At 63.6% G+C, this 20,552-nt stretch carries 18 protein-coding genes and 1 tRNA gene; 10 read left to right on the plus strand and 9 right to left on the minus strand.

Annotated features, from left to right (window positions below; genetic code table 11):
• Positions 1 to 47 precede the first annotated feature (47 nt).
• The 3 genes from SBA_RS04920 to SBA_RS04930 are packed head-to-tail and all read left to right on the plus strand — an operon-like array spanning position 48 to position 1,520.
• Complete coding sequence (locus SBA_RS04920) at positions 48 to 461, plus strand: TIR domain-containing protein (RefSeq protein ID WP_193829184.1); 414 nt, start codon at positions 48 to 50, stop codon at positions 459 to 461.
• 1 nt (position 462) lies between these two features.
• Positions 463 to 1,035 (plus strand): RipA family octameric membrane protein, encoded by a 573-nt coding sequence (locus SBA_RS04925; RefSeq protein WP_261936090.1) that lies wholly within the window; start codon positions 463 to 465, stop codon positions 1,033 to 1,035.
• 11 nt (positions 1,036 to 1,046) lie between these two features.
• Positions 1,047 to 1,520 carry a hypothetical protein gene (locus SBA_RS04930; RefSeq protein ID WP_261936091.1) on the plus strand — a complete coding sequence of 158 codons (474 nt, stop codon included), beginning with the start codon at positions 1,047 to 1,049 and terminating at the stop codon, positions 1,518 to 1,520.
• Between the two features lie 292 nt (positions 1,521 to 1,812).
• On the opposite strand, the gene SBA_RS04935 is transcribed toward SBA_RS04930, so the two are convergent.
• Positions 1,813 to 2,682, minus strand: a complete 870-nt coding sequence (locus SBA_RS04935; RefSeq protein ID WP_261936092.1) for a hypothetical protein — start codon at positions 2,680 to 2,682, stop codon at positions 1,813 to 1,815.
• 145 nt (positions 2,683 to 2,827) lie between these two features.
• Here SBA_RS04935 and istA point away from each other — a divergent pair, with 145 nt between their 5' ends.
• Entirely contained in the window at positions 2,828 to 4,366 is a 1,539-nt protein-coding gene (gene istA, locus SBA_RS04940; protein ID WP_007200412.1) for an IS21 family transposase, read from the plus strand.
• 15 nt (positions 4,367 to 4,381) lie between these two features.
• On the plus strand, positions 4,382 to 5,146 hold the full coding sequence (istB, locus tag SBA_RS04945; protein WP_006956108.1) for an IS21-like element helper ATPase IstB: 765 nt from the start codon (positions 4,382 to 4,384) through the stop codon (positions 5,144 to 5,146).
• Here istB and mobF read toward each other — a convergent pair.
• From mobF to SBA_RS04980, 7 genes are all read right to left on the minus strand, one after another.
• On the minus strand, positions 5,137 to 7,188 hold the full coding sequence (mobF, locus tag SBA_RS04950) for a MobF family relaxase (RefSeq protein WP_261936093.1): 2,052 nt from the start codon (positions 7,186 to 7,188) through the stop codon (positions 5,137 to 5,139). The two genes, istB and mobF, sit on opposite strands and share 10 nt — an antisense overlap.
• Positions 7,188 to 9,035: a type IV secretion system DNA-binding domain-containing protein gene (locus SBA_RS04955; protein ID WP_261936094.1), complete on the minus strand. Its 1,848-nt coding sequence runs from the start codon at positions 9,033 to 9,035 to the stop codon at positions 7,188 to 7,190. Before SBA_RS04955 ends, mobF begins: the two co-directional genes overlap by 1 nt.
• Positions 9,032 to 9,403 carry a hypothetical protein gene (locus tag SBA_RS04960; RefSeq protein ID WP_066704052.1) on the minus strand — a complete coding sequence of 124 codons (372 nt, stop codon included), beginning with the start codon at positions 9,401 to 9,403 and terminating at the stop codon, positions 9,032 to 9,034. The genes SBA_RS04955 and SBA_RS04960 overlap by 4 nt, the downstream gene beginning before the upstream one ends.
• 207 nt (positions 9,404 to 9,610) lie before the next feature.
• Positions 9,611 to 10,156, minus strand: a complete 546-nt coding sequence (locus tag SBA_RS04965) for a hypothetical protein (protein ID WP_261936095.1) — start codon at positions 10,154 to 10,156, stop codon at positions 9,611 to 9,613.
• 113 nt (positions 10,157 to 10,269) lie between these two features.
• Positions 10,270 to 10,467 carry a helix-turn-helix transcriptional regulator gene (locus SBA_RS04970; protein ID WP_037464378.1) on the minus strand — a complete coding sequence of 66 codons (198 nt, stop codon included), beginning with the start codon at positions 10,465 to 10,467 and terminating at the stop codon, positions 10,270 to 10,272.
• Between the two features lie 73 nt (positions 10,468 to 10,540).
• Positions 10,541 to 11,359, minus strand: coding sequence for a hypothetical protein (locus SBA_RS04975; RefSeq protein WP_224550590.1), 819 nt, complete (start codon positions 11,357 to 11,359; stop codon positions 10,541 to 10,543).
• Positions 11,360 to 11,636: 277 nt separating this feature from the next.
• Positions 11,637 to 11,713, minus strand: a tRNA-Pro gene (locus tag SBA_RS04980).
• A gap of 184 nt (positions 11,714 to 11,897) precedes the next feature.
• Here SBA_RS04980 and yajC point away from each other — a divergent pair.
• The 5 genes from yajC (at position 11,898) to SBA_RS05005 (ending at position 16,771) form a co-directional block, all read left to right on the plus strand.
• Positions 11,898 to 12,233: a preprotein translocase subunit YajC gene (gene yajC, locus SBA_RS04985; RefSeq protein ID WP_224550589.1), complete on the plus strand. Its 336-nt coding sequence runs from the start codon at positions 11,898 to 11,900 to the stop codon at positions 12,231 to 12,233.
• Positions 12,234 to 12,241: 8 nt separating this feature from the next.
• A complete protein-coding gene (secD, locus tag SBA_RS04990) occupies positions 12,242 to 13,840 on the plus strand; it encodes a protein translocase subunit SecD (RefSeq protein ID WP_261936096.1) in 1,599 nt (532 codons plus the stop codon).
• 21 nt (positions 13,841 to 13,861) lie between these two features.
• The gene (secF, locus tag SBA_RS04995) at positions 13,862 to 14,851 is read left to right on the plus strand and encodes a protein translocase subunit SecF (protein WP_224550587.1); all 990 of its coding nucleotides are present in this window, start codon (positions 13,862 to 13,864) and stop codon (positions 14,849 to 14,851) included.
• 80 nt (positions 14,852 to 14,931) lie between these two features.
• Positions 14,932 to 15,240 carry an Mth938-like domain-containing protein gene (locus SBA_RS05000; RefSeq protein ID WP_390902389.1) on the plus strand — a complete coding sequence of 103 codons (309 nt, stop codon included), beginning with the start codon at positions 14,932 to 14,934 and terminating at the stop codon, positions 15,238 to 15,240.
• 106 nt (positions 15,241 to 15,346) lie between these two features.
• A complete protein-coding gene (locus SBA_RS05005) occupies positions 15,347 to 16,771 on the plus strand; it encodes a M20/M25/M40 family metallo-hydrolase (protein WP_261936097.1) in 1,425 nt (474 codons plus the stop codon).
• 187 nt (positions 16,772 to 16,958) lie between these two features.
• Here SBA_RS05005 and SBA_RS05010 read toward each other — a convergent pair whose 3' ends face one another.
• The gene (locus tag SBA_RS05010) at positions 16,959 to 20,450 is read right to left on the minus strand and encodes an autotransporter domain-containing protein (RefSeq protein ID WP_261936098.1); all 3,492 of its coding nucleotides are present in this window, start codon (positions 20,448 to 20,450) and stop codon (positions 16,959 to 16,961) included.
• Between the last annotated feature and the right edge of the window lie 102 nt (positions 20,451 to 20,552).

A 20,552-nucleotide genomic window follows, 5' to 3' on the forward strand; every position in this document is an offset into this window, starting at 1 on the left:
ATTAAGCAACCGAGCCAAACTCATGGTTGCAAACCGGGGAGGTATCAATGGCGGAGCCACGCGCGTTCATCAGCTTTGACGTCGACAATAACAGTAACGAGAAAATGCTCTTCGCAGGGCAGGCCTGGCATTCAAAGACACCGTTTAGTCACGAGGATTGGTCAGCGAAGGAGCCAATGGCTCAGTCGCAGTGGGAAAATCTCGTAAAGGCGAAAATCAATAAAACTCACTTGATGATTGTCCTTGTTGGAAAACACATGAGCACAGCCACGGGCGTCGTGAAAGAGATTGCGATGGCGAAAGCTCAAGACGTTCCATATTTCGGCGTGTATGTCGGTGGTGCCGATGCAAATAGCACGCTTCCGGTCGGATTGGCGCGGAATCGCACGATCCCTTGGACTTGGGATGGCGTCGCCGCTGCGGTCACTCAGATGATGGGTGAAGGCAAGAACAAGAAATGAGATGCTGGCTGCGGGTACGGTGGGTAGCGACGCTGCCCCAGCAGGATTGCCTCTGGTGAAAGGCCAACAGTATCTACAAGGCCAATCCGTCTCTGATCGGCGCAAAGTCGAGCAAGCTGAGCGCCTAGAACAATACAAGTTGATGGTCGAAATGGCGGATAGGGTTAGCCAGCGGCGGCAGGTGGCTAACTCATTCTACCTTTCGATAAACACGATTCTGGTTGGCGGATCAGCATATTTTGGAGGCGGCACCCCTCCCCTCAAGACAGCGTTGTTGGTGTCGCTGGCTGGCGTGCTGGTTTGCCGATATTGGAGCCGATCTATCCTCAGCTATAAAACGCTCAACACGGCCAAGTTTGGTGTGATCAACGACATGGAACGGAAGCTGGTCGAGCAACCTTTCACGGAAGAATGGGCAAGGCTCGATCCAGATGGTGACGGCAAGAAGCACAATTCCTTCTACGAGACTGAGAAGTTCGTGCCGCGCGTGTTCGTTGGAATCTACGTCTTTCAGGCTGTGACCGCGATCCCCTGGCAATCGCTATGGCAACGCTTGCTCGCGTTCGCCTGTTAGGAGGGTAGGAAATGAAAATCGGTGTAACTGGCCATCAACGGCGTGAGGGTATCGACTGGCGGTGGGTTAGGTCGCGCATCGACCAATATCTCGCGGGAAAATCGATCATCTTCGGTTATTCCAGCTTGGCGGCGGGCACCGATCAAGTCTTTGCAGACGCCGTGCTGGATGCGGGTGGCAAGCTGATAGCTGTCGTTCCCATTGAGGGCTATGCTAGCCAGTTCGAAGATGAACCGCTCAAGGAGTATAAGAGACTTCTCGCAATGGCCCAGATTGTCGATTTGCGATCGAAAAAGCCCGACGAGGGTGCCTTCCTAGATGCAGGAAAATGGATCGTCAGAGATGTGGATCGCATGGTTGCCGTTTGGGATGGTGAGGACGCGGTCGGACGGGGCGGCACTGCTGACATTGTGGCATATGCCATGTCCCTGGGACGGCAGGTCCATCACATCGATCCCATCAAGCGAACGATCACAGATATTTAGCGCGCAACGTCCGATCCGCTAGCGCCTCGGAAACTTACCTGAGTATAAGCGGCCTTAGCGCGATTTAGTCCCAGAATCGCTCCGCCCCCCAAAGTCGACAAGCCGGCACCTCAAGGCCTATCTGAACCAAAGGCGGCTTGCCCCGATCAACCAGCCCGAAGCGGACTTTCGGGAACGTCCGCAGCCCCGGTCATTCCTTCGATGAAGCAAACAAACAAACGGTGGGTTAGAAAAACGGGACAAGGCAACTGATTTACGCCGCCCCTTTAGGCTTGTGGGCGTAAGCCAAGCCTCACCCAAGACCAGCTCCCTTCGCGGTGCCAGCCGCCAACCCGGATGCCGCCGCCTGAGCGATAGCAGTCTGCACCTGGCCGGCCCGTTCACTGATCGCAGCGACCAGCTTGCCGCGATCGTTTGTGAAGATGGTCGCGGATTCCTTTGCTCGGGATATCCCCACATAGAAGGATTTTTGATCGACCAGATTGACCGCCTTGCTGTCAGCATGGATGATGACATGATCGGCGGTGCGCCCCTGCGCGGCAAAGGCGGTATCGACATAGCCATGGGTGATATGCCGGTCGCGGGCAGAATCGAGATGAAGCGTCTCGGTCGTTCCTTGCCCGATATGGATGGTGGCGGTGCGAGCCTGCTGATCCACGGCGATTACCTCGGCGCGCGCGCCATTGATCCGGCCTGCCTCCCGGTCATTGCGGGTGAAGCGGATGGCATCGCCGGCTTTTAGATCGATCGGCTGGGCTGAGAAGGCCTGGGCATGCCCCGCACCCCATTGCCGCGAGCGCCAGTCCACCTCGCGCCCGTCCTCCGCCTTGAGCGCTATGGCAGCCCTGGCCGGGTCGATGCGCTCGACGCGATAGGCTTCACCCCGCACGACGCCCTTGTCGGCATAGTCGCGGGTGAAGCGGACAACATCGCCCATGTCGTAACTCAAGGGATCGCGCGCCTCCGCGCGGGTCAGTCCCTTGTTGACGAGAGCTTCCACCGGGACGGCAGGCCCGGTCAGCGCCCCCGACCGGGTAAGCGCCGTACGAATGTCGGCTGTCAGCGCGTCGCGCCCCTCGCGCGACGGCTCGATAACGAGGGTGCGGGCGCGCCCCGCCTTGTCCAGCCTGGCATACTGCGCGTTTCGCGTGATCGCGGGCACTGATTTCATCTGATCGCGGGCAGCGATTTCACGGGAAGCCGGGCACCTATTTCACACGATCGCGGGCACTGATTTCGCGCGATCGCGGGCAGGCATGACCAACGAACTGCAGTTACTCCGCCTCCTGAAACACAGGAGGATTGGAATGCCGACAGGACGTTTGACCATGCGCCGTATTCGCGACGTTTTGCGATTGAAGTTTGCCCAAGGGCTGAGTGAGCGGGCGATTGCGTCCTCGCTTGGGCTTGGGAAAGGGAGTGTGGGCACGTACCTGCGGCGCGCCCGGGATGCTGGACTGGGCTGGCCCCTGCCGGAGGGGCTGGATGATGACAGCCTTGAGCTGCTGCTATTCCCGAACGCTTCAGACGTGGCCGATCCAGACCGGCCAGTTCCGGATTGGGCCGTAATTGATCAGGAACTGCGCAAGCGCGGGGTCACGCGCATGTTGCTGTGGCAGGAATACCGGGCACAGCACCCCCACGGATTTGGCTACACATGGTTTTGCACCCACTTTGACGCGTGGAAAGGCCGTGTACGGCCGAGCATGCGGCAAACGCATGTGGGCGGCGAAAAGGTGTTTGTCGACTTCTCCGGCGACACGATCGAGATCGTTGACCCGGCAACCGGTGAGGTGAAAGCGGCCAAGCTGTTCGTCGCAGCGATGGGGGCCTCAAGCTATACCTACGCCTTGGCTGTTGCCAGCGAAGGGCTGGAGGATTGGATTGCGGCCCATGTGGGGATGTTTGCCTATCTGGGCGGTGTGCCGAAGGTGGTCGTACCCGACAACCTGAAATCGGCTGTGATTAAGCCGGACCGCTATGATCCCGGCTTGAACCGGACCTATGCTGAAATGGCCGGGTACTACGGCACAGCAATCCTGCCGGCGCGCGTGCGAAAGCCAAAAGACAAGGCCAAAGTCGAGGTAGCCGTGCAAGTCGCCCAGCGCTGGATCCTGGCAAGGTTGCGCAATCGCAGGTTCTTCTCACTAGCCGAGCTGAACACTGCCATCCGGCCATTGCTCGACGAATTGAACATGCGCGTCATGCGTGACTATGGCGCCAGTCGCGCTGATTTGTTCGCCACATTGGATCGTCCGAACTTGCAGCCGCTGCCCGCCGATCCCTATGTCTTTGCGCGCTGGAAACGGGCCCGTGTCGCCCCCGATTATCACATCGAGGTAGATCGCTGCTGGTATTCTGTGCCGTTCAACTTGATCCGGCAGGACGTGGACGCGCGGGTTACTCATGCCACGGTAGAAATCTTCCATCGTGGCAAACGCGTCGCTAGCCATCTGCGCGATCCCGGACGGCGTAGTCATGTCACGGCGGCCGAGCATATGCCGTCGGCGCACCGCCGCTATGCCGAATGGTCCGCGACGCGCATTCTGAACAGCGCCGCAAAGCTGGGGCCCTCCGTGGCTGCGTTTTGCGATATCGTAATGCAGGACAGGCCGCACCCCGAACAAGGCTTCCGAACCTGCCTGGGCGTGCTGTCGTTGGCCAAAAGCTTCGAGCCCCGGCGGATCGATGCCGCATGCCGCCGGGCCGTCGCCATCAAGGCCCGATCGGTCGCATCCATCCGCTCGATCCTGAAGACCGGTCTTGATCAGGCTTTCCTGGAACCAGACCCCGAAGAGCTGCCGCTGCAACACCGCAACATCCGCGGCCAGAACTATTACCACTGACAGAGGAGATTACTGTTGCTGTCCCATCCCACTTGCGACCGTCTGGAGGCTATCGGGCTTTCCGGTATGGCAAAGGCACTTCATGAACAGCGGCGCGTTGGCGCGACGTTTGAAAGCCTCAGCTTTGAAGAAAGGCTGGGATTGCTCGTCGATCGCGAAGCTGCAGAGCGTGACGCCAAGAAGCTGGCTACGCGGTTACGTTTTGCCGCCCTGCGCCACGCGGCCTGTGTTGAAGATATCGACATGCGCAGCCCTCGCGGCATTGATGTCGCGGTGATGGCGCATCTGATCGATGGCAGCTGGATCAACCGGCACGAAAATTTGCTGATCACAGGGCCAACAGGGTTGGGCAAAAGCTGGATCGCCTGCGCACTGGGCAACAAAGCTTGCCGTGATGGTCGCCGGGTTGTCTATCATCGCGTGCCCCGCCTGTTCCAGATGTTGGCCATAGCCAAAGGCGACGGACGACATGCCCGCGTTCTCAAAGCCATCGAACGTACGGAACTGCTCATCCTTGATGATTGGGGGCTCTCAGTCCTGACGGCAACAGAGCGACGCGATCTGCTGGAAATCCTCGACGATCGACAAGGTCGGGGCTCCACCATCGTCACCAGTCAGCTTCCGGTGGATCAATGGTTCGAGGTTATCGGCGATCCCACCCTGGCAGATGCGATCCTCGACCGCCTGGTCCACAACGCTCACCGCCTAACCCTGAGCGGCGACAGCATGCGAAAAAAGATGAGCACCATGAAATTGCTTGACCAAAGCCTTCAGCCCTGACTCAATAACACCCGTTGGCCAGCCTGCCCGAGGGCGCGAAATGGCTGCCCGCGATGCCGTGAAACGCGTGCCCGAGATCGCGCGAAATCACTGCCCAACTTCCGCGAAATGCGCATGGCATACCGCTCGGCAATGGCGGCGAAGCGTGTGGCCCGATCGGCGCTTTCGACGATTTGCCCACCACCCCGGTCCAGCGCGGCCATGGCCTTCCTGGCATCTCCCTCGATCGACGCCAGCACGGCCTCCTTGGTGGCAAGATTGGTCTGCCGCACGATCTCGGCCAGCTTGGCGGTTTCCATGCCAGCGCCCTGCAACTGGGCAAAGGCCGCACCCGCGTCGACCGAACCCAACTGCTTCACGTCGCCGACCAGCACAATCCGGGCGTCATGCTTCGCGGCCAGATCGAACAGCCGCGCGGTATCGCGCGCCGACAACAGGGATGCCTCGTCCACGATCCACGCGGCGGGCCGGGTGGGATCGCCACGCTCTGGCGACAGCAGGTGCCGAGCGACGGTATCGCCGCGCGTGCCCAGCGCCTCGCCCAGCACCATCGCCGCCGACGCGGTCGGAGCCAAGGCCTTCACGGCTATCCCCCGCGCTTTGGCTTCGCGGGCGAAGGTCGCCAGCACGGTCGTGGTCTTGGCGGTGCCGGCATAGCCCTGGACGGCGGTGATCCGGTTGCGGCTGGTCAGAAGCTGCTCGGTGGCGGCGCGCTGATCGGGATTCCAGCCATGGCCTGCGCGCTCGGCCTGCGCCGCTGCGCTGGCGACAGCCTTGGCCGCGGCAAGCGGCGAGGCGATGGGGGCAAGCCCGCCGCGCCCCTCGGCCTCGATCCGAAGCATCCTGGCTTCAGTCTCAACATTCTGCCGGGTGGTAAACCCGGCGAACTCCGCCCCACGCCGGTCGATATGGGTGCGGTCAATCAAGCCGCCCTGTTTCGTCGCGGCATCGATGGCCGCCCCGATCTGGGCGTACCCGATCTTGCCCAGCCCGATTCGTCCAGCCTCCTCTTGCAAGGCGGCGGCTGAGAATACCGACTGCCGCTCGCCCAGCTTGTCGGCGGCATGGACGACGGCGCGGACGGCGGAGCCGTCGCCCTGCAATTCGAGGGCGGCGCGATGGGACGGATCGGCGGCTTTCGCTTCGGCCTCCCGGACCATCGCCGATCTCGCTTCGGCACCAAACCCCGCTTTATTGGCCGTCTCCCGCCACTCCGCCACAAGGGCGGCAGGATCAGCGGCCACCTTGGCTTCGCGGGTGTCAAGCGTGGCGACCTGCTTCTCGATGGCGCTGGCCGTGTCGCGGGACGTACCGCGTTCCACAAGCGCCGCCTCGATCTCCGCGCTGCGGGTGCTGAAAGTCTCGAGGACTGCGGTGGGGACACCCCTGATCTCGAACAGGGACTCCTTGCCCGCCTCGATCTCATAGCCCAGTTCCCGGACCTTCAACGCCAGTTCCTGCCGGTAGATCGCCCCGATCTGCTTCTGAAGCTGGTAGAGCGCGCGCGGTTCGAGGCTGCGCCAGGCTCCGTCCTCGCCTCGCGTCGCGTTCAGGATGACATTGTGGGTATGCAGCTGCGGGTCCTGGGCACGGCTGGTGTTGTGCTGGAAGCTGGCGATCACCAGGTTGTAGGTCGCCTCGCGGGCGACGGTGCCGCCATCGCGGATGCGGGTGGCGGCCATATGGCGTTCGACATGGGCCATCGCGGTTTTCACGGCTTGCCCATGCGCCTCGATCAACCGCCGGTCGCCCGCCACCTCCGCCATGATCGACACCGACTTGGGCACGCTCAGGGTCACGTCCCAGCCGGGGCGATGCTCCAACTGCCCGTCGCGGAACGTACCAAGCTGCTGGTCGGCAACCTTGCCGTCGAGCAAGGCGCGGAACTGATCGCGATCCACCTCGCCGGACAGGCCCAGCGCCTCCGCACCCTGGCCCTGCCATTCGGAGGGCGATAGCCCGCCCTCGGCATAATAGTCGTCGGCCTCATAATAGTTGCTGGCCTGCGCTGAACTGGTGAGGGCAGAAACGGAAGCTACCATCACACCGGCCCCTGACTGTCGGGCTTCGGGGACGGTGACGACGACGGCTCCGGTGATGGCGGCACAGCTTGCGAGGCCTGCCCCCCGAGCATGGTCGACGGATCGGCGGCGATGAACCCCGGCTGGTGGGGATCGCCGCGCCGCGCGATATGATCGGCGGTCAGCCTGATCCTGGCCACCGGCAAGCCGTCGGGCAGCAGCAGATAGCCCTCGTGCCGTGCAAGGCGTAGCTGGCTCTCCATGACAGCTGGCCGCACCTCGCGCATTCTGCCCAAGTTGATGCGGTGGCCCTCGTCGCCGTCACCCAGCATGTCTGTCTTGGTGCGGATCTCCATCTCGCAATCGCCAATGGTCTGGCTGGCCCATTGCCGTGTGTCGCTGTCGATGGTTTGCAGGAACAGCTTGGTGTTGCAGCAGCCCAGCATGGATTCGGCGATCTGCGGCCCATAACGGTGCTGCATCTGCCCCAGCGCCTGGAAGGTCAGCACGACCGCAGCGCCGAACTTGCGGCCCTCGGGCAGCAGCCTCGCCAGATTGTCGACACGGGGCAGGTCGGCCAGTTCGTCCAGCACGAACCAGATGCGCCGCTCCTCGGAAGGGCGTAGGCCCAGCACGGCGCCGGCCGCGCATTCCAGCCAGCAGGCGAGCAATGGTTTCGAGGCCTCGAAATAGTCCTCCTTCCTCGGCACGAATATCCACGGCCGCGCGCCGGGATGCCGGTCCAGCGCTTCAATGAAGCTGCGGAAGGCAAAGGGCCCCGCCTTGCCGTCCTCAGCGCGCAGGAACTGGATCAGGTCCGCTGCCTTCGCCAGCATGAACAGCACGCTGCCCGTGGCCCGGTCGGCATCGTCGGCAAAGGTGCGGGCCGATGAACTGGTGGCGAGCCATTCCTTGAGGTCGTCCTTGGGGCGGTTCTTCAGGGCATGGAGCAGGTCGGGCAGGGTGCGCCTGTTCTCCTGCCACAAGGCCCGGATCATGTTGGCGACAAGGATACGGCTGGTATCGAGCCACACGTCGCTGTCATGTTGCCCGGTCTCGGTGATGAGCTGGTGGGCGATGCGGTCGGCATCGGCCGGATGGGCGATCTCGGCGAAGGGCGACCAGAAGGCGCAGCGGGCGTCAAACGGATTGAGGATCACGTCGCCGCGCGACGGATCATAATAGTGCGCAATGAACTCGCCGCTGGTGTCGTAGACCAGCGCGGCTTCGCCCCGCGCCTCGATGCCGTCGAGCAATTGCCGCAGGGCGGTCGTCTTGCCGCTGCCGGTGGTGCCGATCATCGCCATGTGGCGGGTTTCCAGACGGGCGGGGATCAGCACCTTGCCGATCGACAGGGGGCGTGCGTCAGCCTCCTTCCCGGTCAGCCTGGCAAGCTGCTTCTCGTCCACCACTTGCGTTCCGCCGATCCAGCGATCGGCCAGAAGGCGCTCGCGTCGCCGCGCCATCGCGCCGCGAAAGGCGATCAGGCCCACAAGCCAGGTGCCGAAGCCCAGCACACTGCCCCACTTTCCATAGGACCAGACAAGATCGACGCGCCGCCGGAAATAGGGATGGGCGATGATCTGGCGCGCCGATCGGCCTTGTTCGATATGGTCGGGATAGTGAACGTCGATCCCTGTGTCCGCCTCCCAGCCGGAAACGGCCCAGAGCTTGGTCCTCGCCCAGTAGTAGGTGCCGGTGGCGAGCATCGCGTCGCGGCCTAGCATCATGTTGGGCAGTGTCAGTCCGCCGAGAGCAACGGAGGCGAGCATGACCAGGGCTTGCCGCTTGAGCCGCGCGCCCTGCGTGCTGAGATGATGCTTGCGCAGGGCATCGGCATGGTTGCGGCGATCGTCGGGGCGGGTCATGGCCGGTTCTCCCGCGCGAGGCCCCGCTGGCGATTATAGGCGGCGGTGATCTCCTCGGTGAGGATCGCGTCGCTCTTGCGCGCGCCACTAGCGGCGCTGCGGGCGTAGCAATAGGCAGCGCAGGCGGTGAACAACGCGCGGTCCAGCATCCGCTCCACATCCACGATGCGCGTACCGACCGATGCCAGTTCGGTGACGATCTCGCGGGCGTCGATCGCGCTGCTTGCCCCCTGAGCGAGGGCGGCCAGCCCCGTGTCCACGACGCGGGCGAGCATGGCATATTCGCTGAGGCCGCGTTGTCTCGCAAAGCCGGCAAGGGTGCGGTGCTGGGCCGGAGAGAGCCGCACGGTCTGGGCGCGGGCGCTCATCGCACCGCTCCAGCCGAGATGCTATTCGCCATCGCGAGGAACGGCGCAATTGCGCCGTTCCCGTGTCCTCCCGTTTGACGGGATGCTATCCGCATCGCGTCAAACCCGCAGAAATGCTGGATGCACCCGTGCGTGAGGTGTGTATCTGAATTGTCGGCTCGATGCGTAGCATCGCAGCCCAGCAACCTTGCCCTTTGGGCGACCGGATCAGGCATGCTCCGATCCTTCCCGGCAGGCTTCTCCCGAAGCGTCAGCGGTGGCATCGGACACCCAGGCGGCGATGATCCGCTTGGCTTCGCGGTCGGCCCTGCGGCGGTCGATCTCCCGGCGCTGACGGGGTTGGTCGTAAAGGCCGTGTTCGATGATCCAATTCTGGATCACTTCGTCGATGGCATCCTGCAACAGGTTGTCGAGCTGCCTTGCCGCGATGGGATCGAGATGCGCGGTGACATGCGGGGCTTCGATAAGTCCGCCCAGCGGGAGACAGGTTCTGCCTGCATCCTGCAGGGGACCATCCACCCGCAGCGTCGATACGACGCCCCGGTGGGTGTGCAGGACAGGGCGTTCGTTGAGGGTCCAGTGGCTGATCGAACAGCGGTAGGTCTCGCCATCGTCATCGAAGAGCAGCAGCCGCTCGATCAGCGGCTCGACGATGGGCGCAAGCCGCTGATGGACCGTGAAGCGCAGCGTGACATGGGACCGGCCAGCCAGCCAGGCGGCCAGCCGATCGATGCTGTTGCGGATGGAAGGCATGGGGCATCCTTTCGTGAAACCACGATTGTTTGGGGTGTTCGGGTTGGGGGATGCAGACGCGACGGGCCCGCCCCCGCCATCAGGCCGGAGCCGGGAAGCGTCTGCGGTTCAGTTCAGTAGCGGCGGGGCTGAAGGCTGTTCAGCCAATCCTCGACATCGCCGGATCGCCATCGAATTTTGCCAGAGCCAATGTGGCAGGGACTGGGAAAGCTGCCGTTGCGGGCGCGGCGATAGAGGGTGGTCCGAGATTTGAAGCCGGTGACGTTGAGCACGTCCACGACAGTCAGAAGTTGGTTGCGATCAGGGGGCATGAAGGCGTCCTTTCCACTGGTTGGAGCGGAGGACGTGGCTTTGGGAGGCGCTGGACGCTATTCAGTTCCGCATTCACGGGAATTCATGCATGGGCAATTGGCGCAGATAATTGTTGAAGGCTGGATAGACGCCAGCATGGATTTTCTCCATCCGGCTATCGCTAATCCTCTCTTTGCCAAGGATTTCCTTCTTCCGTTCGAACGTCAGTCCGTCGAGTTCGGGGCGGCGCAAAGCTATGATGATCTGGATCGCCTCGCGGAAGGAGTTTGCACGTGGGTCTGCTTCGGAATGGGCAAGAAGCCACTTTATGCGGCGGTCAAATAAGTCGCGGTCGGCGGTGTCGAGCAATGTTCTGGAGGTGACGAGGGCAGGGGCAACGCGACCGCCCAGCTTGACCAGCAATTCGCTCATGGGAATTGGACGGTGCGGGATGCATTGCCAAAGGTTTTGATCCCGGCTGACAATGAGAAGCGTGCCATGATCGGCAAGAAATGCGCGAAGGGCGCTCTTCGTAACGGGCTTAAGGTTCCCATCGGGAAGTCGCTCGACGCATGGGATGTCGCCGCTGGCGATCTGTTTTCGAAAGTCGTCAAGTGCCCGCAGATTACGCGCCAGCGTTTCATCCGGCTCGGTGAGGATTTCCTCGATTTCCGGTTCATCGCGCACCTTGGCGCGTTTGCGCGCCCATATGAAGGTGCAGCCTCCAGCAAAAAGGAGGACCAAACCGCCGCCGTGTGCGATCCGATCCTGAGCAGCGATCAGGACCACAGCTAGCAATACGACGACTACCGAGGCCAATTGCGCTAAGTGGAGCCCGTTGCGACGTTTGCGTCCGTGCTTCGCCGCCGATGCCATCGCGCCGAGCACACTTGTCGGGATGATGGCGGTCAAGGCCGTTCCTGCTGGTCGTTTCAGAAACGCAATATAGCCATCCCGAATTTTGACGAACTCGGCGGGGCGAAGAGGCAACTGCTCTCGCATCTATCGGCTGGCATAAGCAGAGTGAGGCGAATCTTCAATCGGAAGGGTGCCGGGCGAGTGCGATGTCGAGGCGTTGAGATGCACTGCGTGGCAATCGCCAAAATTAAGTTTGCACCACCAGCGCACCACCAGAGCGAATTTGGTGGCCCCCGGCGGGGTAAAAATATTGGCTAAGTCATTGAAATATTGGTCGGGACGAGAGGATTCGAACCTCCGACCCCCACACCCCCAGTGTGATGCGCTACCAGGCTGCGCTACGTCCCGACCGGAGGGCGCCCAATATAAGCACAAATGGGAAGTTGCAAGCGCTCAATCGCATCTCTTTCCACCGGCCGTCCGAATCCCTAATCATATTGCCTCTATCCCCCCATCTGTGTTAGCCGCCCGCCCTTGATCCGTGGACGCCGACTGGGCGTGCGCGACCGACAGATACAAGGCAGTCCCACCCATGTTCATTACCCCAGCCTTTGCCCAGACCGCGGGCGGGCAAGCCTCCGGCGCCGGAATCCTGGTGCAGATGGCGCCGCTGGTCCTGATCTTCGTCGTCTTCTATTTCCTGCTGATCCGTCCGCAGCAAAAGAAGATGAAGGAGCATAAGGCGAAGATCGACGCCGTGAAGAAGGGCGATCAGGTCATCACCGGCGGCGGCCTGGTCGGCAAGGTAGCGCGCGTGGACGAGATTTACGCCGATATCGAACTGGCGCCGGGCCTGAAGGTCAAGGCGGTCAAGTCGACCCTGACCGAGGTGATCGATCCGACCGCCGCCAAGCCCGCGAACGACTGAGCGCCTTCATGCTGAACTTCTCGCGCTGGGCGATCTTCGCGATCATCCTGCCTCTGGCGATCGGCGTGCTGTGCGCCATTCCCAGCTTCCTGCCCGACGCGACCGTCGCGCACCTGCCGCGCTTCATGCAGACGCGCGTCAATCTGGGCCTCGACCTGTCGGGCGGCAGCCATCTGCTGCTCGAAGCATCGACGCAGGATGTCGCCAAGCAGCGCCTGACCAACATGGAAGAGCAGGTCCGCACCGAATTGCGCCGCGGCGATCCGAAGATCGCGATCGGCGATATTTCGGCCCGCGACGGCAAGCTCAGCTTCATGGTGCGTGACCCCGCACAGGTCGATGCCGCGGTCGAGCGCATCCGCCCGCTGACGCAGGGCGCGGGCCTGACCGGCCAGCGCGATTTCAATGTCGAGGTGGTCAACAGCTCCACCATCGTCATCACGCCGACCGAAGCGGGCATCAAGAACGCGGTCAAGAGCGCGATGGAGGTGTCGACCGAAGTCATCCGCCGCCGCATCGACGAAATGGGCACGCGCGAGCCGACCATCCAGCAGCAGGGCGACAATCGTATCGTCGTGCAGGTGCCGGGGTTGCAAGATCCCAAGGCCTTGAAGGCCCTGCTGGGCCAGACCGCCAAGCTGGAATTCAAGCTGGTCGACACGACCGCCAACCCGTCCGAAGTGGCGCAGGGCCGCGCGCCCGTGGGCAGCGAAGTGCTGCCCTATGTCAACAACCCCTCTGGCGTGCCGTTCATCGCGGTCAAGCGCCAGGTGATGGTGTCGGGCGAGGATCTGACCGACGCGACCCAGGGTTACGACCAGAGCAACCAGGCGATCGTCAACATCCGCTTCAACAGTTCGGGTGGCCGCAAGTTCGGACAGGTGACGTCGCAAAACGTCAACCGCCCCTTCGCCATCATCCTGGACGGCAAGGTGCTGTCGGCGCCCAATATCAACGAACCTATCCTGGGCGGCAGCGCGCAGGTCAGCGGCAGCTTCACCGTCGAAAGCGCCAACCAGCTCGCCATCGCGCTGCGCTCGGGCAAGCTGCCGGTGAACTTCGTCGTGGTGGAAGAGCGCACCGTGGGGCCGGGGCTGGGCGCGGATTCGATCCGGGCGGGCCTGATCGCATCGGTGGTCGCGGTGGTCGCGGTCGCGGTCTTCATGTTCGTGAGCTATGGCCGCTTCGGCATGTATGCGAACCTGGCCGTTGCGATCAACGTGCTGGTCATCCTGGGCGTCATGGGCATATTGGGCGCGACGCTGACGCTGCCCGGCATCGCCGGTTTCGTACTGACCATCGGTACGGCGGTGGACGCCAACGTGCTGATCTACGAACGCATCCGCGAAGAGCGGCGACGGGGGCGCAATGTCGTGGCGGCGATCGAGCATGGCTATAAGGAAGCCAGCCGCACGATCTTCGAAGCGAATGTGACCCACGCCATCGCCGGCGGCATCATGCTCGCGCTGGGGTCCGGGCCGGTCAAGGGCTTCGCCATCGTGCTGCTGATCGGCATCGCGACCAGCGTGTTCACCGCCGTCACCTTCACCCGCATGGTCGTCGCGAACTGGGTGCGCCGCACCCGTCCGACCGACATTCACATTTAAGAGGGGCGGGAGGACACACCCATGAAACTTCTCAAGCTCGTCCCCGACAACACCAATATCGGCTTCGTTGCGATCCGCAAATGGGCCTTCGCCCTGACCGCACTGCTCACCGTGCTGGCCGTGGGCGCGACCGCGCACAAGGGCCTCAATCTGGGCGTCGATTTTGTTGGCGGCCTGATGATCGAGGCGAAATTCCCGCAGGCGGTGGATACCGATAAGGTGCGCTCCACCATTGGCCGGCTAGGCGTGGGCGAAAGCTCGCTCCAGCAGTTCGGCGACGCCAACACCGTGCAGATCCGCCTGCCGCTGCCCGAACAGGGCGGGGCCGGCGCGGCGAACGCGGTCGTCGAAAAGACCCGCAAGGCGATGACGGCGCAATTCCCCGGCGTCACCTTTTCCCGCTACGACACGGTGTCGGGCAAGGTGTCGGGCGAACTGATCCAGAATGGCGTGCTGGCGGTCGTGCTGGCGATCCTGGGCATCGCGGTGTTCAGCTGGTTCCGCTACGAATGGCAGTTCGGCGTCTCGACCTTCGTCGCGATTGTCCATGACGTGCTGATGACGCTGGGCTTCTTTGCGATCACCCAGCTCGAATTCGACCTCAACATCATCGCGGCGGTGCTGACGATCGTGGGCTATTCGATCAACGACAAGATGGTGATCGACGATCGTATCCGCGAAAATATGCGCAAATATCGCAAGATGGACATGAAGGCGTTGATCGACCTGTCCGTCAACGAGACGCTGCCGCGCACGGTGATGACGTCCGTCACCATCCTGCTGGCGCTGGGCGCGCTGCTGCTGCTGGGCGGCCATGTGCTGCGCGGCTTCACCGCCGCCATGATGCTGGGCATCATCGTGGGCACCTATTCGTCGGTCTATGTGTCGTCTTCGCTGCTGATCTCGCTGGGTCTGACCCCGCAGACGTCGGAGAAGAAGGCGACCCGGAAGGGCGACTATGCCGGCACCGCCGAGCGCGTAGGTCCGCGCGACGATGGGGCGAAGCCCTGAGCGATGTCGGGATAAAGGTCCGCCGGGACGATGACGGTCAGGGACCGATCGTCACCGGCTTTCAGGGCCGCGGCTTTCGGGTGCGCGACGACGTGTTTCCCGACGGCCTGCTGCTCAGCCCGGTGCGGGCGCTGGCCTGGGCCGATGCGCCGGGCGTGGATGGGCTGACGGTAGCGTCGCTGGGCGACCTGTTCGATACCGAGCCGCAGCCTGAATTCCTGCTGCTGGGCACCGGCGCGGCGCTGCGCCAGCCGCCGCGCGCCTTTGTCCGCGCGGTCGAGGCGCTGGGGATCGGCGTGGAGGCGATGGACAGCCGCGCCGCCGCCCGCGCCTGGGGCGTGCTGCGCGCCGAGGAGCGGCAGATCGTGGCGGCGCTGCTGCCCTTGTGAAGCGTGGCATGTTGCCGCCTGCGCGGGAACAGGTCGTGCCGGAAGTCTTGCCCTCATCCCGCCGCTCCGCCAAGCTGGTCGCCTCTTCCATCCAAGGGGCTTTTCCATGGCATTTCACCGTCCCGCCGCCGCGCTGATCGCGGCGCTTCTCGTCACCACCAGCGCTCATGCCGCGACCCCGGATGCGCAGGCGCGCGGGGACGAGGCCGCTTTCCGGGGTCTTTACAAGGAACTGGTCGAAACCGATTCGAGCTGGCCCGACGGCAGTTGCACGCTGGCGGCCGAACGGATGGGCGCGCGGCTGAAAGCGGCCGGCTATGCCGACGGCGACGTGGCGATCATCGTCGATCCGGCGCATCCGAAGGAAGGCAATCTGACCGCGATCCTGCGCGGCAGCAACGCCAAGCTGCCGGCCGTGCTGCTGCTCGCCCATATCGATGTGGTTGCGGCCAAGCGCGCCGACTGGGTGCGCGATCCGTTCAGCCTGATCGAGGAGGGCGGCTATTTCTATGGCCGGGGTACGTCGGACGACAAGGCCATGGCGGCGGCCTTCACCGACCAGATGATCCGCTACAAGACGGAAGGCTATAAGCCAAAGCGCACGATCAAGCTGGCACTGACCTGCGGCGAGGAAACGGAGAAGGCGCTCAACGGGGTCGAATATCTGCTCAAGACCAAGCCCGAGGCGCTCAAGGCCGGATGGGCGCTGAACGAGGGAGGCGGCGGGTCGCTGGACGAGAGCGGCAAGCCGGTGAGCCAAGGCGTGCAGGCGGGCGAGAAAGTCTATCAGGACTTCACCTTCACCGCGACCGCGCCGGGCGGCCACAGTTCGCGCCAGACGCCGCATGTCAATGCGATCGGCTGGATGGCGGCGGCGCTGGCGCGGATCAACGACTATGATTTCCCGGTGAACCTGACCCCGGCGGCCAAGGCCTATTTCGGTGCGTCGGCGCCGCTCTACCCGGCGAAGGTGTCGAGCGCGATGGCGGCGATCGGCGTGGGCAAGGCGACCGAGGCCGACTATGCCGCAGTGTCGGCCGAGAGCGCGAGCTGGAACGCGACGCTGCGCACCACCTGCATCCCGACGCTGATTTCCGGCGGCCATGCGCCCAATGCCCAGCCGCAATCGGTGACTGCGAACGTCAATTGCCGCATCATTCCCGGCGAGAGCGTGGTGTCGGTGCTGGCGCGATTGGGCGAGGTCGCCGCCGATCCGAAGGTGAAGGTGACGCTGGCCGATCCGCCGCAGCCCAAATCCTCCGCGCCGGAACTGACGCCACAGATCATGGGGCCGATCGAAACGCTGACCAAGGAGATGTGGCCCGGCGTGCCGGTGATCCCGCGCCTCGCCACCGGGGCAACCGACGGGCGCTTCACCAATGCGGCGGGGATTCCCACCTATGGCGTGTCGGGCATGTTCGCCGACCCGGACGGGCAGGGCGTCCATGGCCTGAACGAGCGCATCCGCGTCAAGTCGCTGCTGGACGGGCGGGCATTTCTCTATCGGCTGGTGAAGCTGTATACGCAGTGAGAGAGGGGGGGGAGCCGCTAAGCCGCCTCTGCCCGTTTTCGAGCGTGTCGAGAAACGAGAAAGGCGGGCCACCCGATCCTTGACCAGGCTCGAAGCGAACGGAAGTGCGTAATCCTATCCAATCCCGACACCAACGAAAAGGGCCGCCCCATCGGGCGGCCCTTTCCTTTCGGCTGGGAGCCGGAAATCAGAAGCGGAACTTCACGCTGGCGCGATAGCTCTGATATTTCACGTCCTTGCGCCACAGGGTGGTGTCGGCCGACAGGCTGAGATCGACATTGCCCGTGGTGACCGTCAGGCCGCCGCCCGCCTCGCCCCAGTTGCGATCCGAACCGCCGAGCGCGAAGGGCGCCAGACTGCCGGTGCCGCCGACCAGATTGGCCAGGAAATAGGCCGGCTGGTCGTTGAATTCATGGACGAAGTTGGCGGTGACATAGGGTTTGAAGCCGCCGGTGTTGGCCTTGACCGTAGCGCCCAGGCGACCCTGCGCGCTGCGGATGGCGTGACGCTTGATCACCAGCGCGGCGTCGCCGCCATATTCGGCCAGGTTGCCCGAGCTGATATAGGCGCCGCGGATCGAGGCGCGCGGCACGATGCTGAAGGCGTCGCCGCCCAGCGCCTTGCTGAGGCCAAGTTCGCCCGACAGCGCGAGTTCCTGGTCGCTGCCATAGAGGGTGTAGGGCGTGACGCCGACGGCGAAGGCGCGGCGCGAGCGGGTGGCAAGCGTGCCGGCGCTGCCGACCGCGTCCAGCTTGACGCCGGAGAGGTCGAAGGCGCCGTAAACGGTGCCCTGATAGAGGCGCGCGCGCGCCCAGTCATTGGCGCCGGTATTGCCCTTCAGTTCGCTGAAGGACGCAGCCAGGCCGATGACGCCATTGTCGCCGAACGCCTTTTCGACGCCCGCCGCCGCATACCAGCCATCGAACTGGTCACGACCGAGCGGCACGGCGGTGCGCATCGGCGCGCTCTTGCCGTCGAGATAGCCGCCCGCCAGGAACGCGCTCATATCGTCGGGCAGCACGCCTTCGCGGGTCGTCGTGTCGTCGCCGCCGCCCTGGTCCATGCCCAGATCGATATTGTTGAGGCTGGCGGAGGCGAGCTGGATCGGCTGGCCGGTCATGGTCAGCGTGCCGCCCATCGATCCGGCGTCCAGCTTGGTCAGGCGATCGCGATAGAAGCGCGCCATATTGTCGTTGAGCACCTCGGCCATCGACGTCTTGAGCGCTTCGGTGCGTGGCGCCATCGCCTCGAACGTCGCCTGCACGCCGGCGACGCTCAGCAGGTCCGCCTCGCCATAAAGGGCGGCGTAATTGGCGTAGAGCGAGCGGTTCTGGTCGAGCAGTTGGGCGAAGCTGGTCTGGTTCTGGGCAGCCGGGTTCACCACCGAGGCATAGAGACCGGCGTCGATCTGGACGCTGACGCTGTTGTCGCCATAGATCAGCACGGGCTTGAGTACCGCCGACAGCTGTGCCGGGGCAGTGAAGGTGCCGTCGACGCCGCCTTCCGCCGTCACGAACGTATATTGGTTGCCATAGCGGATCTTGGTGCCGGCGGTCGCGCCGAAGACCACCTGACCGCCGACCGCAGCGATGCCGTCGATCGGATCGCCGGCCGCGAGCAGCGACACGTCGCCGTCGGCCTGCGCTGCGGTGATGGCGGCGCCGGTGCGCTGCTCTGCGGTGCTACCGCCGCCATCGCCTTCGCTGCCGGTGGGCGGGGTTTCGACTTCGCCGTCGCCGTCATCCGCGACGAATTGCGTGGCCTTGACCGCCAGCACGTCAGACACGCCATTGGCGCCCAGGTCGATATGCAGCGTGCTGCCCGAGGTGAGCAGCGCATTGCCCTCGACGGTCAGCGTGCCGATCTTGCCGATGCCGCCCGGCGCCACCACGCCCAATATGTTGGTGAAATAGGGCGCGCGCACGGTGCCGGTGCCCGACAGCAGGCCGGTCATCAGGAAATAGTCGCCCGGGGTTTCGACCGTGCCATCGACGTTCACCACGCCGGCGAGATGGGAAATGTCCATCAGGCTGGTCAGCGATCCGTCCGCGGTGACGTCCAGTGTCGCGCCCGTGCCAGAAATGGTGAAGCGGTCCACGGTGGCGTCGATGTCCAGCGTGGTCTTGCCGGCGGCGCTCAGCGTCACGTCATAATAGCGGCCGACCACGCCTGCCGACGCCTGCGGATCGATATTGTCGGGCACGAAGCCGGTCGCGCCGGGCAGGCCGTTGGCCAAGGTGGGGCTGGGCAGAATGGCGGCTTCCACATCGCCTTCGGCCTGCGCCTCGTGAATGGCGCCGCCGGCAAGCGTGACGCTTTCGCCATCAGGGCTGCGCTCGGCGATTTCCACCTTGCCCTTGTTGTTGGAAACCGTCCGTGCGCCGGTGGACGAGGTGGCAGGGGCCGTGCCGTCCTCCGTGACGGGCACGCCGTCCACGGTCAGCTCGCCGGTGCCGACATCATAGCAGATGCCGTCGGGCGTATAGCAGAGCTGGCCGAACTTCTGCGTATCGTCCTGCCCAAAGGCGCCGGCGCCCGGCGTGGTGGGCACGCCGTTCACCAGCTTGCCGGTGCTGTCGATGATGCGATAATTGGGATCGAGCGCGGTTACCCAATGTTCGGCGTCGCTCCATTTGCCGTCGCCGGCCTTGGCGGTGGCATAGCGATAGGGGTTGTTCTGCGCGATCCAGTCCCAGAAAAGATAGAGCGGCTGATAGAAGGACGAGCCGCCATAGGAACTGGCCGGTTGTTCGAAGAAGTAACGGCTGCCGCCCGACAGGACGCCGATCACGGTCTTTTCATCGAACGCCTGGTCCAGAATCAGGGGACCGCCCGAATCGCCGCCCGCGGTGCTGCCTTCGTTGGGCAGGGCGTCATCCTTGAACAGGTTGAAGTCGAAAGGGTTTTCCCGCGTCGGATCGTCGAAATCGGTGTGGTAGAGATTCTGCGTATAGCCGCCGGCTTCGCCGAAGAGGAAGCTGTCGACATCGTCGAGCGAGCCCAGCATACCCAGGAAATTCTCGGCCGTCTTGCGACGGAAGTCGATGCCATAGCTGTTGCCGGTGCTTCCGCTGCCGCTGCGGCCATAGCCGGTGATCGTCACATGATAGCCGGTGCCGCTCGTTTCGCTGATCGACGACGGGGCGGGCAGCGCGGAAAAAAGCACCGCCCAGGTCGGTACGTCGGATGCGGGCGTGTCGAGCGTCGCCATCGCAACGTCGCCATAGAGGAAGCTGAGCGCCGGCGGATCGAGCGATTCCGGATTATAGGCGATGTTGTTGACGTTATAGACGCTGAGCGCCGTATTCGTGCGGTAATTGTTCGAAATCCAGTCGATGAGGCCGGGCCGTGCATTGTTCTGGAAGGCGAAGGCGACGGGCACGCCGCCGTTGACGGTGCTGTAGTCGGCGGACGTCAGGTCGTTGACGCAATGCGCGGCGAAGATGACCGTGCGCGGGTTGATCAGCGTGCCGGTGCAGACGAAACCGTCGTCGCGATACATGATGCCTACGCCGTTGACGTCGCTGCCGTCGATGATGTCGCTGGGACTCTTGTCGTCGGTCGGCACGACGGCCTGCGCCACGGGCGCGACGGCAAGCGCGGCTATGGCAGCGGATGCCAGCAGTGCGGGACGACCGACGCGCGCCAACAGGCCCGCACCATTCTTGCGAATGTGCATGATATAAACTCCCCAAAGACCGAATGGGAGGCTAATCAACTGTATTGCCCAAGACAATCGTACAATCATGAAAACTTGCGTCATGTATCCAAAACGTCACAG

This window comes from Sphingomonas bisphenolicum (assembly GCF_024349785.1).
Classification (GTDB): domain Bacteria; phylum Pseudomonadota; class Alphaproteobacteria; order Sphingomonadales; family Sphingomonadaceae; genus Sphingobium; species Sphingobium bisphenolicum.

Excerpts from the sequence above, each read along its gene's own strand:
- SBA_RS04920 (WP_193829184.1), top strand. The coding sequence starts at position 48 with ATGGCGGAGCCACGCGCGTTCATCAGCTTTGACGTCGACAATAACAGT.
- SBA_RS04925 (WP_261936090.1), top strand. The coding sequence starts at position 463 with ATGCTGGCTGCGGGTACGGTGGGTAGCGACGCTGCCCCAGCAGGATTG.
- SBA_RS04930 (WP_261936091.1), top strand. The coding sequence starts at position 1,047 with ATGAAAATCGGTGTAACTGGCCATCAACGGCGTGAGGGTATCGACTGG.
- istA (WP_007200412.1), top strand. The coding sequence starts at position 2,828 with ATGCCGACAGGACGTTTGACCATGCGCCGTATTCGCGACGTTTTGCGA.
- mobF (WP_261936093.1), bottom strand. The coding sequence starts at position 7,188 with ATGGTAGCTTCCGTTTCTGCCCTCACCAGTTCAGCGCAGGCCAGCAAC.
- SBA_RS04955 (WP_261936094.1), bottom strand. The coding sequence starts at position 9,035 with ATGACCCGCCCCGACGATCGCCGCAACCATGCCGATGCCCTGCGCAAG.
- SBA_RS04960 (WP_066704052.1), bottom strand. The coding sequence starts at position 9,403 with ATGAGCGCCCGCGCCCAGACCGTGCGGCTCTCTCCGGCCCAGCACCGC.
- SBA_RS04965 (WP_261936095.1), bottom strand. The coding sequence starts at position 10,156 with ATGCCTTCCATCCGCAACAGCATCGATCGGCTGGCCGCCTGGCTGGCT.
- SBA_RS04970 (WP_037464378.1), bottom strand. The coding sequence starts at position 10,467 with ATGCCCCCTGATCGCAACCAACTTCTGACTGTCGTGGACGTGCTCAAC.
- yajC (WP_224550589.1), top strand. The coding sequence starts at position 11,898 with ATGTTCATTACCCCAGCCTTTGCCCAGACCGCGGGCGGGCAAGCCTCC.
- secD (WP_261936096.1), top strand. The coding sequence starts at position 12,242 with ATGCTGAACTTCTCGCGCTGGGCGATCTTCGCGATCATCCTGCCTCTG.
- secF (WP_224550587.1), top strand. The coding sequence starts at position 13,862 with ATGAAACTTCTCAAGCTCGTCCCCGACAACACCAATATCGGCTTCGTT.
- SBA_RS05005 (WP_261936097.1), top strand. The coding sequence starts at position 15,347 with ATGGCATTTCACCGTCCCGCCGCCGCGCTGATCGCGGCGCTTCTCGTC.
- SBA_RS05010 (WP_261936098.1), bottom strand. The coding sequence starts at position 20,450 with ATGCACATTCGCAAGAATGGTGCGGGCCTGTTGGCGCGCGTCGGTCGT.